The 13,803-nt window shown below is 67.2% G+C and carries 7 protein-coding genes; 6 read left to right on the top strand and 1 reads right to left on the bottom strand.

Features of this window, described 5'->3' with window-relative positions:
• Window positions 1-115 precede the first annotated feature (115 nt).
• The 6 genes from AB0411_RS04925 (at window position 116) to AB0411_RS04950 (ending at window position 11,735) form a co-directional block, all read left to right on the top strand.
• Window positions 116-2,473, top strand: coding sequence for an ATP-binding protein (locus AB0411_RS04925; protein WP_366415813.1), 2,358 nt, complete (start codon window positions 116-118; stop codon window positions 2,471-2,473).
• A gap of 418 nt (window positions 2,474-2,891) precedes the next feature.
• Window positions 2,892-3,488: a hypothetical protein gene (locus tag AB0411_RS04930; protein ID WP_366415814.1), complete on the top strand. Its 597-nt coding sequence runs from the start codon at window positions 2,892-2,894 to the stop codon at window positions 3,486-3,488.
• A 156-nt stretch (window positions 3,489-3,644) separates the two neighbouring features.
• Entirely contained in the window at window positions 3,645-5,177 is a 1,533-nt protein-coding gene (locus AB0411_RS04935) for a S1 family peptidase (RefSeq protein ID WP_366415815.1), read from the top strand.
• A 294-nt stretch (window positions 5,178-5,471) separates the two neighbouring features.
• The gene (locus tag AB0411_RS04940) at window positions 5,472-7,208 is read left to right on the top strand and encodes a trypsin-like serine peptidase (protein WP_366415816.1); all 1,737 of its coding nucleotides are present in this window, start codon (window positions 5,472-5,474) and stop codon (window positions 7,206-7,208) included.
• A 225-nt stretch (window positions 7,209-7,433) separates the two neighbouring features.
• Window positions 7,434-11,300, top strand: coding sequence for a polymorphic toxin-type HINT domain-containing protein (locus AB0411_RS04945; protein ID WP_366415817.1), 3,867 nt, complete (start codon window positions 7,434-7,436; stop codon window positions 11,298-11,300).
• Window positions 11,301-11,309: 9 nt separating this feature from the next.
• Window positions 11,310-11,735 carry a hypothetical protein gene (locus AB0411_RS04950; RefSeq protein ID WP_366415818.1) on the top strand — a complete coding sequence of 142 codons (426 nt, stop codon included), beginning with the start codon at window positions 11,310-11,312 and terminating at the stop codon, window positions 11,733-11,735.
• A gap of 536 nt (window positions 11,736-12,271) precedes the next feature.
• Here the strand turns inward: AB0411_RS04950 and adh are convergent.
• Entirely contained in the window at window positions 12,272-13,795 is a 1,524-nt protein-coding gene (gene adh / locus AB0411_RS04955; RefSeq protein ID WP_366415819.1) for an aldehyde dehydrogenase, read from the bottom strand.
• Window positions 13,796-13,803: the final 8 nt, after the last annotated feature.

Genomic DNA, 13,803 nt, shown 5'->3' on the forward strand with positions numbered 1-13,803 from the left:
GACGGCTTTGCGAAGGGGGCCAATTAGGGAGGCAACCAGGGAGGCAAACTCCCTCTCTGAAACTACTTCCTGGTAAATTTTCATCCCGTTCAGGGGTCGATTAATCTCCGGAAGTATGACTTCCGCGGCTCGGCCCAGCGTCCTGGAGGGTGTCGAGACCCTTCCGGTCGACGTCACCAGTTTCGTCGGCCGGCGGCAGCAGGTGACCGATGCGAAACGACTGCTGACATCCTCCAGGATTGTGACGCTCACCGGCCCCGGCGGCGTGGGCAAGACGCGTCTTGCCCTGCATGTGGCCGCCGCCGTGCGACGGAGTTTCCGGGACGGTGTGCGCTTCGTCGAGCTGGCTGAATTGCGCGATTCCTCGTTGTTCGCGCACACGGTGGCGGCGCAACTCGGCCTGCACGACCAGCCCTCGTGCACCACGATCGACGTGATCATCGAATACCTCGGCTCCCACGAGGTGCTCCTGACGCTCGACAACTGTGAGCATCTGATCGACGACTGTGCGCAGTTCATCGACGGCGTCATTCGAGCGTGTCCGAAGGTGCAGATCCTGGCGACGAGCCGGCAGTCGCTCGGCGTGTACGGCGAGACGACCTTGGTGGTTCCCCCGCTGCCGGTACCCAGCCCGCAAGCAGCGCCGTCGCCGGATGCGCTGACGCAGTACGACGCGGTGCGGCTGTTCGTCGATCGGGCCGGTGCCGTGCTGCCCGGCTTCCATCTCCGTCACCAGGACTGCGCAGCAATCGCACGGCTGTGCCGCGCGCTCGACGGGATTCCGCTGGCGATCGAGCTGGCCACGGTGTGGCTGCGCGCACTGTCGCTCGGCCAGATCGAGGAGCGCCTGTCCGAGCGCTATCGCCTGCTCACCGTCGGTCCCCGGAACGCACCCACCCGGCAACGCACGCTGCAAGCGCTGATCGACTGGAGCTACGACCTGTGCGCGCGGCCCGAGCAGCAACTGTGGGCCCGGGCATCAGCATTCTCCGGCAGCTTCGACCTGGACGGCATCGAATATGTCGGCGCCAGTGAGGGGATCACGCCGGAGGAAATACGGAATATGGTGCTCTCCCTCGTCGACAAATCCATCCTGATCCGCGACGAGCGTGATGGCTGTGTGCGCTATCGGATGCTGGAGACCATACGGGAGTACGGCGAGGCGCGGCTTGTGGCGGCCGGTGAGCGCGATGCCGTCCACCGCCGTCATCGCGACTGGTACGTCCGCATGGTGGAGCAGTTCCAGGCCGAATGGATGGGACCGGATCAGGATTCCTGGATTCTGCGGCTGCGACGCGAGCACGCCAACCTGCGCGAGGCCCTCGGATTCTGCCTCACCCAGCCCGAGGACGCCGTCCTCGCGTTGCGCATGGCCGACAAACTGGGGACCTACTTGGGTGTCCAGGGCTTCAACAGCGTGACGCGTCACTGGCTCGATCAGGCGCTGGCGGCAAGCCCTGAGCCGTCGCCGGAGCGCACCTCGGCGCTGCGTCGAAATGCTTGGGTTGCGCTGCTGCAAGGCGACGTCGACGCCGCACGGGCCCAACTTGCCGAGGCCGCTGAGCTGGCCGCGGAGCTCGGCCTCACCAAGGAACGCGCGTATGTGACGCTCGTGGAGGGGACGAAGGCCGCCTCCTCAGGAGACATCGAGAGGGCGTCGCTGCTCACCGCCGACGCCCTGTCCGGTTTCCAGTCGGGGCACGACCTCAGCGGCACGCTCCTCGCGATGTCCCTCCACGGACTCATCCTCGGGCACCAGGGGGAGCGCGAACGGGGCCTGGCCCTCCTGGAGGAGGCAGTTGCCCTCACCGTGCAGCGCGGAGAGGTGATCTGGCGCTCCTGGGCACTGCTGGCCCTCTCCTTCGTCGAGCTCGACCACGACCTGGCGCACGCGGAAGCCGCAGCGCGCGAGGCCCTGAACCTGCGCCGCCGGGTGAGCGCCAAGTTCCTGATGGCCTTCGCGTTCGAAATCCTCTCCTGGGTCAGCGAACGGCAGGCGCGCCATGTCCGGGCGGCGACTCTGAACGGTGCCGCCGCCGCCATGTGGCGGACGGTCGGCACCTCACCCGACTACTTCCATCCAGTGGGAGCGGTACACCGGCAGCACCTCGGCCTGATCCGCGCGGCCCTGGGCGACGACCGCTTCGACACCGCGTTCCAGCGCGGCTACGACCTGTCCGAAGAGGCCGCACTCGACTACGCACTCGGGACGGTGCCCCCGACCGACGGCGAGCAACGCCAAGCGAGCGGCGAGGACGCGGACTTGACGCCGAGAGAGCGGCAGATCGCCCAGCTGGTATCCGAGGGCCTGACCAACAGAGCCATCGCCACGCGCCTCGTCATCGCCCCCCGCACGGCCGAAGGACACGTCCAACGCATCCTCACCAAGCTCGGCTTCACCTCACGCGCACAAATCGCCGCCTGGTACGTCAGCGCACAGCAAGCCCGGGAACTGCCCCTTCCCTCGAACTGACGGCGGCGTCCTCCCTGTCCGGCCACTCGCACGGTGAGGCCGGACGACCGTCGTTCTCGCGGCGATCGGGCTCTTGGACCGCTCATCAAGGGCGCCTGCCCGACATCTGCTCTGACCAGGCGGCCCTCCTCAGGCTTCTGGAAGAGCCCCCGCTTCTTCGCCGAGTAGCTCACCAGCAGGTGCTTCGTCTGCTGGTAGTGGCAGTTCCCACTCCCCGGCGGTGTTGACCTGCCGGAATCGTGGCAGTGACTTCCACGCTCTGGGGACTGGTCCGCGCAGGGTCCGGATCTTTTCCTCGCGTGCCTGTGCGTACGTGCTGGGGACGGCTCATTGTCCCGCCCCGAGGCGGCGGAGCCGGTGCACGGGTCTGCGGCGCCTTGTATGGGCGGAAGTTGGCGACCGCCGTCATGAACGAGACATGAACACGTTCACACATGCCTTACATATGCTTTACTTCTTCACTGCAACGACACATGTTGACATCCCCCTCTTTGAGCAGAAGGACACCGTGGTGATACCTCGCGCCCGAAAAGCGCTGTTAGTCGGCCTTGTTGGCGCAATGTCGGTGTCGGCCTTGATGGCCGGCCTGACGATCGCGCAGGCCGCCCCGCAGGAGGATCCGCCGCCCGCGGCCGCAACCGAGATGCCCTCCGCGGTCGAGGACTTCGGCTACCCGAACGCCGCGCGGATCCTGCAGGATCAGGGAATCTCCCTGAAGCGGGGCGACGGCCACATCGTGCTGACCGGTTGCGACTCCGCCTACGACATCATGGTCAAGTCCCGTACCGGCGCGAAGGAATTCTGCTTCGCGGTCCGTGGCACCAAGGGCTACCTGACCATGGAACTGGCCGACGCCTTCGGTATGTGGACCGTGGGGCATCCGGTGCAGGCCACGATCACCGCTGACGGAAAAGAAACCGTCGTCAACGCGCCCAAGAACGACTACAAGCCGTTGGGTGAGGCCGGCAGCTCCGAGAAGCGCTCGGTCCTGGTGGAACTCCGCGTCACCAGCTGACGCCGTCGGGCGGCAGCTTCTCCGGGCAAATAGTGCGCAGGGACACGCTGTTGAGCGTGTCCGGAACTGCGCCCCTCCTCGATCGAACAGAAAGTGTCAGTGATGGGCAGACGTTCGCGCGCCGCGTGGATATCAGGATTATGCGCAGCCTCCCTCATGACGGGCGTGCCGGCGTACGCAGTCGCAGGTGGCACCGCCGCCTCGGGCGGGACCTCTGCGTTCGCCGTGAAGCTCGACATCGGTGACGGCAAGCGCAGCTGCTCGGGTGCGCTGGTGGACAAGCAGTGGGTGCTCACCGCCGCCGGCTGCTTCGCCGACGACCCCAAGAGTCCGAAGGTCACCGAGGGTGCGCCCAAGTGGAAGACCACGGCGACCGTCGGCCGGACCGACCTGAGCGGTTCGGCAGGAACCGTCACCGACGTCACCCAGGTGGTGCCCTATCCGGGGCGCGATGTGGTGATGGCCCAACTGGCGAAGCCGGTCAGCGGCATCACGCCCGTGACCGTCGCCACGACTCCTCCCGCGCAGGGTGAGGAGCTGAGGGTCATCGGCTTTGGGCGGACCGCGACCGAGTGGGTGCCCGACAAGCTGCACACGGCCGCCTTCACGGTCGACGCGGTCCAGGACGGGAAGCTGGAGATCACCGGCAGGAGCGCGGCCGTGTGCCCGGGCGACACCGGCGGTCCGGCGCTGCGCGAGAGCGGCGGCCGGGTGGAGCTGGTCGCCGTGAACAGCGTGTCCTGGCAGGGCGGTTGCCTGGGCACTGCCCCTGCCGAGACGCGTACCGGCGCCGTCGACGCCCGGGTGGACGACCTGGGCGCCTGGGTGCAGCAGGTCCGCTACCGGCCGGTCTTCGCCGCCGCGCCGTGGGAGAAGGCCACCCACGTCGCGTCGGGCTACTTCACCGGCGGTTCGGCCGGCGGTACCCGGCACATGGACATGATCGTGCGCTGGAACGACGCGGAAGTCACCCTCTACCAGGGCTCCGACGGCAAGGACCCCCGCCATCCCTTCGCCGCCGAGTACCAGCTGGCCGAGCCGCCCAAGAAGGGCGAGACCAGCATCTGGCAGTACGCCAAGCAGATCACCGGCGCGAGTTTCGGCAGCGGTACGGACGGGCTGGTGGTGCGCTGGGGCGACGGCGAGTTGACCCAGTACACCCACGTCGACGCCAAGGGCTTCCACGGCGAGAAGCAGCTCGCCAAGGCCAAGAACACCCTCTGGCCGCATGCCACGCAGATCACCGCGGGCCGTTACTCGGCCAACCAGCAGCGGGACGACCTGCTCGTGACCTGGGACGACGGCCGCGTCACGCTCCACCCCGACCTCGACACCAACGGTGTGGCGGACAAGGCGCAGAAGCTGCTGGCCAAGACGAGTACCTGGACGCACGCCACTCAGATCAGCGCCGGAGAGTTCACCGGCAAGAAGACCATGGACCTGCTGGTGCGGTGGTCGGACGGCGAGGCCACCCTCTACCCGGGCGCCGACACCGCGGGCTTCCACGGTGAGAGCCAGCTGTTCAAGCCGAGGACCGACTGGGACGACGCCATCGTCGTCAATGCCGGGGCCTTCGTCGGCAACGAGCGGATCCACGACGTGCTCGTACGGCGGGCGAACGGCGCCCTCAGCATCTACCCGGGCCTGTCCCCCGAGACCAAGCCCCGCGAGGTCAAGATCGTCGGTTGAGCCGGTGCCGCGTGGTGCGACAGGGCGGCGATTGCTGCCGTCTCATCACGCGGCACCGACCGATGTCACCTCTCGGTCAGCCGGGCCGGATAGCACGATTTCTCCCTCGACATCACAACGGAAAGCTCCATGAGACGTATACCGTGGATGCGCGCCACCGTCATCGCCCTGTGTGCATCGCTGGCATTCACTGTCCCCGCGGCCGCTCTCCCCCGCGGGGGACCGGGTTCCCCCGGTGCTGAGCCTTTTACTGCTGGCCCCACCGCGGCTCCGCCAGGAATCGGGCACGGACCTGTGCGCGGTGTGCACGAGGAGCAGGCCGAGCAGGCACGGGAGGCGCAGCGGTACTGGACGGCCGAGCGCATCCGAGCTGCCGTTCCGGTGGACGCCGCGCAGTCCCGTAAGCGCGATTCCCAGGATTCCCCCGCGCCGCAAGGATCCGGACTGCGGCGCAAGCCCTCCCTGGCGAACGAGCCGTCCCGCCAGGTCCCCGAGGGGATCGCCACGGTCGGTGTGTTCCTGATCCGCGCCACCGATGGCTCACCCACTCCCGACCAGTTCTGCACCGCCAGTGCGGTGACCTCGCCGGCCAAGAGCCTCGTCATCACCGCGGCGCACTGCCTCAAGGGCGACCGCCGCCACCACGACTTCGCCTTCGTGCCCGGCTACCGCACCGGAGTCTCGACCGCCGGGCAGGCAGGGGAAGCGCCTTACGGCATCTTCCCGGTCCAGGAAGACAAGATCTGGATCGACGCCCGCTACCGGTCCTCGACTCCCGACGATGACGTCGATTTCGCCTTCCTGAACGTCGGCCCGAACACCCGGGGGCAGCTCCTGGAGGATGCCGTCGGAGGTGGCAACGAACTGACCTCCGTTCCCACGGCGAACCTCGCACGCACGGCCGTGACCCTCGTCGGCTACCCCGGTGGCCAGAAGACTCCTCTCCAGTGCACCCATGACACCACCGCCTTCCAGGACCGGTTCATGGAGATCAAGTGCGACGGCTTCCGCACCGGCGTCAGCGGCGGACCCTTCCTGGAGAACTTCGACGGCCGGCGTGGCGACCTCGTAGGTGTCATCGGCGGTTACAAGACCGGCGGCCTCTTCGACCACACCAGCTACACGTCTCAATTCGACGAGGACGTCTTCCGTCTCTACCGGCAGGCCGTCACGGGGAAGCCGTCGGAACCGGATCCGGGCACCGGCACGTCCATGGGAACCGCCGGAACCTGGACCCACGCACGGGTCCTGACGACCGGTCACTTCCACACTTCCTCGGTGCGCGACCACGTCAGCGATCTCATCGTGCGCTGGTCCGACGGCGAACTCTCCCTCTATCCAGGGGATGGCGCATACGGATTCCGCAAGGACATCCAGCTCGTCAAGGACAAGGCCTGGCAGCAGGCCGCGGTCATCACCGCCGGCGACTTCACCGGTGACGCGAGTGATGACCTCCTGGTCCGCTGGGCCGACGGCAGACTGACCCTCTTCAAGGACGTCAACGAAACCAACAAGCTGACGGACAGGGTGGACCTGAAGAGCCCCAACGACACCTGGACCCACGCGAGCACGGTGACCGCCGGGCGCTTCGGCGGTGGCAATACGCGCCGCGACGACCTCATGGTGACCTGGACCGATGGTGAAGTGACCCTGTACACGAACGTGGACGCCAAGGGGCTGCATGCCGAGAGGCAGCTCGTCAAACCGCCGGACACCACCTGGCCGCACGCACGGGACGTCTCGGCGGGCGACTTCCGCCCGGGAACGGGAGACCAGGACGTGTTCGTCCGCTGGAGCGACGGCGAGGTCACCACATACGAGGACATCGCCGCAGAAACCTTCGGGCGCGAGCACCGGCTGATGCCCGCCAAGTCCCCTTGGCGCGACGCCTCGCTGGCCACCGTCGGCGCCTTCGGCGGCCCAACCCGCCAGAACGACCTCGTCACGCTCTGGCCCGGAGGGAAGCTCACCCTCCACCCCGACACCACCAGCACCTCCCTGGCTGCCGAACGCGTCCTCGTGAGCCCGTGACCAGGGGGCCCGTGCACTGGTGACGCTTTGATGGTGGCGGCTGCGTGGCGTGCTTCCCCTTTCACTGAACGGACGTTCCGGCCGCTGGGGGACTAGCGATTGCTATGAAGGAAAAAGAGGACTGACCGAATGAGACCAAGACCAAGCGTCAAGAGAGCCACATGGCTCCTCAAGAGTGGCCCCTTATCCAGCAAAAATGGACTGCCTCGTCGTGGTACCTGGTCCATGCTGTTGACCAGCTCGCTGGTGGCGGGACTCCTGCAGGCAGGGCCCGCCACCGCAGCGGACACCGACAACGACGAACTGCTCTACAAACGTGATCTGGTCGTCCGCCTGTGGATGGATGGCGGTACGGGCATCAAGGAAGCGGCCGAGCAGGCGCTTCTCGGTACGGACCAGGACCTCAAGACGTTCCTCGAGCAGCGGGACAGCATCGAGTTCGACGACGACTATGTCGACGCGAGCCGGATCTTCAACGCCGGTGGTCCCGCGGTACGCGAGGCGGCCAAGACGGCCTTGAAGAACAGCACTTCGGATAAGCCTGAGGCGCTGCGGACGTTCTTGAAGGATGGTTGGAAGGCTCCGCTGGAGGAGGACCAGGAGGTCGAGGTCTCCCGGGTCATCAACTTCGGGGGTAACGGGGTCAAGGACGCCGGCAAGGCGGCCTTGAAGGGTACCCCTGAAGACCGGGCGAAGTTCCTCGCGGAGGGGCAGTACACGGCGCGTGAGACGGACAACGAGGTCGAGGTCTCGCAGCTCGTCAACTCGGGCGGTCCGGCGGTCAAGGCGGCCGGCAAGGTGGCGCTCAAGGGCACCCCTGACGACATCGCCGAGTTCCTCGAGGTGGGGCAGTTCGTCGCGCGCAATCGCGACCAGGAACATGCCACCATCGCCCAGCTGACCGAGCAGGCCACCCTGGCCGGCAAGCGGGCCAAGGACGCGACGGAGAAGGCGCAGGAAGCCTCCACGCGTGCGATCGAGGCCTCGGATCTCGCCAAGGAAGCCGCGCTGAAGGCGGCACGGGAGACCAACGCGGCCAAGAACGACTCCCAGCGGGCGGCGGTCAAGGCCAAGCAGGCCGCCGATGCGGCCCGGGCTGCCGCTGCCGCGTCGCAGACGGCCATCAGCGCGGCCAACGCCGCCAACCGCTCGGCCCGCATCGCCGCCTTCGCAGCGGCGCAGACCGCCGCGGCGGCCGCCAATGCCGCCGACGCGGCCAACGACGCCTACAACGCCTCGATCGCGGCCGCGTCCGATGCGGGCCGGGCAGGCGAAGCCAGGGACATGGCGAAGAAGGCCCGCGCGGCAGCCGCCCTCGCGAAGACCTCCGCACAGGCGGCCAAGCAGGCCGGCGCCGCTTCTTTGGCCGCGGGCGCCGCCGCGAAGGCCTCCCGCAGCGCCAGCAGCAACGCCAACGCCGCAGCCGACGCTGCCGATGAAGCCAACAGCTACGCGGAAGCCGCGGGCGTCCACTCCGGTGAGGCCAGGGCGGCCGCCGCGGAGACCCGCCGCCACGCCAACGAGGCCGACCGCGCAGCCAATGCCGCCGAGGCCCTGGCACGCAAGTCAGCCGGCGCCGCGGACGAGGCGCGTGAAGCAGCCGAGTCCGCGGCCACGCATGCCGACAACGCCGCCGCAGCAGCGGAAGAAGCAGCCAAGCACGCCGGCGAATCAGCGAAGGCGGCCGAACAGGCAAAGAAGCACGCAGATGCAGCCAAGAAGGCGGCAGATGCGGCCGAGTCGGCGGCGGCGACGGCCAAGAAGGTCTTCACCATCGCCCGCGAGGCCGAGGCGGAGGACCTGACCACCCGTACCGCCGCTGCCATCGAACGTGCCCGGTCCCATACGGCACAGGCCGCCTCGGTCACCTCCGCCTCCGCCGCGGGGCTGGTGGAGTCCCGCTCCCTGGACACCACGGCAGCCGAACTGGCCACCGAGGCCGACAAGCCCGACGCCGACACCAAGGCCCTCGTGCAAAAGGGCCGCGTCCTCGCGCTCAAGGCCCTGAAGGTCCGTGGTCCCTGGCATCAGGAGTCAGCCGCCAGGGCCCTGTCGGGTGCCGACGACGAGGTTCTGGAGTACCTGCGCACGGGGTGGAAGCGGGCCGCCCAGGACGAGATCCGCGAGCAGGTCTCCCAGCTCAGCACGCAAAGCCCCTACGAGGTCGTGCGCAAGGGTGCTGCCGAGGCGCTCAAGGGTTCCGACCAGCAGGTCAGCGACTTCTATACGACCGGTCAGTACGACGTGGCCGTCACCGACTACGCCGTGCGCGTCTCCCAGATCAACAACGCCGGCGGCCCGGGTGTGAAGGAGGCGTCCAAGGTCGCGCTGGCCAACGGCAAGGGCAAGGTGCTCGCGGCGTTCGTCAGAAACGGCCAGTATGCGGCGCTGAACTCCGATGAGCAGGTCAACGCCTCCAGGCTCGTCAACAATGGCGGCCCGGAGATGAAGGCAGCCGCCAAGATCGCCCTGGCCGGCTCTGCTGACGAGCTGCACGAATTCGTGCAGGTGGGCCAGTACATGGCCGACCGTAAGGACAAACTCGCCAGCACTCACATCGCGCAGATGCAGCGACTGATCGCCGAAGCCTCGGGCGTGGCGGCCAAGGCCAGGTACAACAGCTGGAAGGCGGCCGAAGCCGCTGCGAACGCCGGCGACGCCAAGGACGCCGCCGCCAAGGCCGCGGGCGAGGCGAAGAAGTCCGCCAACCTCGCCAAACAGTACGCCGACGACGCCGACAAGTCCGCCACGAGCGCGGAAGGCAGCGCCGCCGAGGCAGCCAAGTCCGCCAAGACGGCACGTAACGCGGCCAACGCCGCCGACCGCGATGCCGACGATGCCGAAAGCTCCGCAGCTCAAGCAGAGTTCTCGGCCAACTACGCGCGCAACTCTGCCTACCTCGCCACTTCGGCGGCCGACGATGCCCGTGCCGCCGCGCTCGACGCCGGCAAGAGCGCCAAGGAAGCCACCACCCTTGCCACCCAGGCATGGACGGAGGTGAAGAAGAAGCGCGAGAGCGAGGTAGCCGAAGCACGCCGCAAGGCCGAAGAGGCCCGCAAGCAACGGGAGAAGGAGAAGGCCAAGAAGCCACACTGTGTCTCCCACACCGGCAATGAAATAGCCGGGCTCCTGCCCTGCGTGATGGCCGGCGGCGACGTCACTCCCGTCATCGACCCCACCCTTACCGCCGTGGTATGGGAACTGACTGATCTCAACTCTCTCAAGGAGTGCGTCAAGAACCCTACTGTCGGGGAGTGCACCTCCTTCGCCATCTCCATCCTGCCTATTGGCAAGATCAAGCTTCTCAAGAAGCTCGGTGAAGGCGTAGAGGACATAGTCAAAGCCTCGCGGGTTGCCAAAAAGGCGAAGTGCTTCCAATGCTTCCTCGCCGGCACCAAAGTGCTGATGGCCGACCGCTCGACGAAGAACATCGAGTCGGTGCGGGTAGGTGACGAGGTGATCGCCACTGACCCGGTCAGTGGCGTTACGGGGAAGCGCACCGTGACCGACCTCATCGTCACGGAACACGACAAGAATTTCAACGAACTCACCCTCGCCACCCCCAAGGGCAACCGCCACCTCACCGCCACGAACGAGCATCCGTTCTGGTCGCCGTCGCAGAACGCCTGGACCGAATCTGCCCACTTGCGTCCGGGCATGACACTGAGAAGCGTCGACGGCAGCGCGGTCACGGTCAAGGCCAACCGCCCCTTCGGCAGCAGCGCAAGGACGTACAACCTGACGGTCGACAGCCTGCACACGTACTATGTGCTCGCTGGTGAGACCCCGGTCCTGGTTCACAACAGCAGCTGCTTCTCGACGACCGCAGGGAAAGCTGTTGACTTCCTCAAGCCGACTCAGAAGACGCGTACATGGGAGCAAGAAGCCGCCCTCGAGCATCTGTCGAACGAAGATCTGCTGAAGGCGATTCAGCACCCCGCTGACGGAGACGAGATTCTCGTACTTCGAGATGGCCGACAGTTGGGCGGGCATCACCGGATTGATGAACTCCGGCGACGAGTGAAAGACGGAAGGATCGACCCTGACACGCCGATCAACCTCAAGTGGTTCGACTCGGATGTGGACGGCTAGGAGAACCTCATGACGCCAGACGAACCGCAGATCCGCAGACAGAGCAGAGTGCGCTGGAATGACGCGGACTTCACCGTGCGAACAGTCACCCTTGAGCATCTGATCCAAATTCAGCTCGATGATGTGCAGCACGGGTGGAGCAGGAGGTGGTCCTCTGAAGGAGAGCTATTGCGGCAGATCTCGGGATCTAAGGAGATGTTCCTCTGTCCGCTCTTCAGGAATGGCGGACCTGCAGACGCTCCCGAATCCTATCGGTGCTGGCTCTGGTTCACCCAGGAGCAGGAACCCGGTTCCAAGGGAGTAACCCTCCTCGATGTCGGCAAGGAAGTCTACGAAACGCTTCCCGAGGTCTCCTCGGCGAGCGATTTGAAGAGGGTCATCGCAGCCATGTTCGGCGGAGTGACCGAGGGATGCCAATTCGAGTCCATCTGGTGATCCGCCGTCTCCTGAAACAGGTGGGTACCTGGTCTTGAGGTGAGCTGCGGTTCTCGATGTTCGCTGATCTGACCTCGACCTGACGGGAGCCGACGGTCGTGGGGAGAAGCGTGCGTTGCGCCGGAATCGACTCAGGACTTGTCAGCCTCTTGGGCTCCGCCGGCCTGACCGTCGCCACACCTCCACGCCCTCTCGCCCCCCCGGCCGCACCGTTCAGCAGGTGCCGGCCCCGCCGGCTTCCCACACGGCGAGTCGCACCCGCTGAGCCGCACATGACCGAATGACCGCCTTCGAGCAGCAGGCCCCCGGGGCTATCTTCCGGGGGCCTGCTGCGTACGGTCGTCGAGCCAGCGGTCGACCCAGGCCGGGGACGGGGAGGTCAAGCTGCTGCTGGGCCCCGGGCACGAGCTGGTCAGGAGCGGGATACGGGTGGCAGGAACGGGGAGTCACGACGTAGACCGTGTCCTGCTCCGAGCGGACCGGCCGGAAGGCGCCTGGCGGGCAAAAGCCCAGGTCAGGCGCCTTTTCTCGTGCCCCTAGAAGAAGCCGAGCTTCTTGGCCGAGTACGAGACCAACAGGTTCTTCGTCTGCTGGTAGTGATCCAGCATCATCTTGTGGGTCTCCCGGCCGATGCCGGACTGCTTGTAGCCGCCGAAGGCGGCATGGGCCGGGTAGGCGTGGTAGCAGTTGGTCCATACCCGGCCGGCCTGGATGGCGCGGCCCGCGCGGTAGGCGGTGGAGCCGTCGCGGGTCCAGACGCCGGCGCCGAGGCCGTAGAGGGTGTCGTTGGCGATGCCGATCGCGTCGTCGAAGTCGCTGAAGGGGGCCACGGCGACCACCGGGCCGAAGATCTCCTCCTGGAAGACCCGCATCTCGTTGTTGCCCTCGAAGATCGTCGGGCGGACGTAGTAGCCGCCCTCCAGTTCGCCGCCCAGTTCGGCGCGGGAGCCACCGGTCAGGATGCGGGCGCCTTCCTTCTGGCCGATGTCCAGGTAGGAGAGGATCTTCTCCAGTTGGTCGTTGGAGGCCTGGGCGCCGATCATGGTGTCGGTGTCCAGTGGGTGGCCCTGGACGATCTTCTCCGTGCGCGCCACGCCGGCCTCCAGGAAGTCCTGGTAGTGGCCGCGCTGGATCAGTGCGCGGGACGGACAGGTGCAGACCTCGCCCTGGTTGAGGGCGAACATGGTGAAGCCCTCCAGCGCCTTGTCGTGGAAGTCGTCGGCCGCGGACGAGACGTCGTCGAAGAAGATGTTGGGGCTCTTGCCGCCCAGTTCGAGCGTCACCGGCCGCAGGTGTTCGGAGGCGTACTGCATGATCAGGCGGCCGGTGGTGGTCTCGCCGGTGAAGGCGACCTTGGCGACGCGCGGGCTGGACGCCAGCGGCTTGCCGGCCTCGGCGCCGAAGCCGTTGACGATGTTGACCACACCGGGCGGCAGCAGGTCCGCGATCAGGCTCATCCAGTAGTGCACGGACACGGGGGTCTGCTCGGCCGGCTTGAGGACCACGGCGTTGCCCGCGGCCAGGGCCGGGGCGAGCTTCCAGGTCGCCATGAGGATGGGGAAGTTCCAGGGGATGATCTGGGCGACGACCCCGAGCGGCTCGTGGAAGTGGTAGGCGACGGTGTCCTCGTCGATCTCCGACAGGGAGCCTTCCTGCGCGCGGATGGCGCCAGCGAAGTAGCGGAAGTGGTCGATGGCGAGCGGGATGTCGGCCGCCAGCGACTCCCGTACCGGCTTGCCGTTCTCCCAGCTCTCCGCGACCGCCAGGGCCTCCAGGTTCTGTTCCATCCGGTCGGCGATCTTGTTGAGGACCGCGGCGCGTTCGGCGGCGGCCGTACGGGCCCAGCCGGGCGCGGCCGCGTGCGCCGCGTCCAGGGCCCGCTCGACGTCCTCGGCGGTGCCCCGCGCGACCTCGGTGAACGGCTGCCCGTTGACCGGGGTCGGGTTCTCGAAGTACCGGCCCAGCGCGGGCGCCACGAACTCGCCGCCGATCCAGTGGTCGTAGCGGGGCAGGTAGCTCATGACGGCATCGGCGGAACCCGGACTGGCGTAACGGGCCATGGTGCGGC

The sequence above is a fragment of the Streptomyces angustmyceticus genome (genome assembly GCF_040701845.1).
Taxonomy (GTDB): domain Bacteria; phylum Actinomycetota; class Actinomycetes; order Streptomycetales; family Streptomycetaceae; genus Streptomyces; species Streptomyces angustmyceticus_A.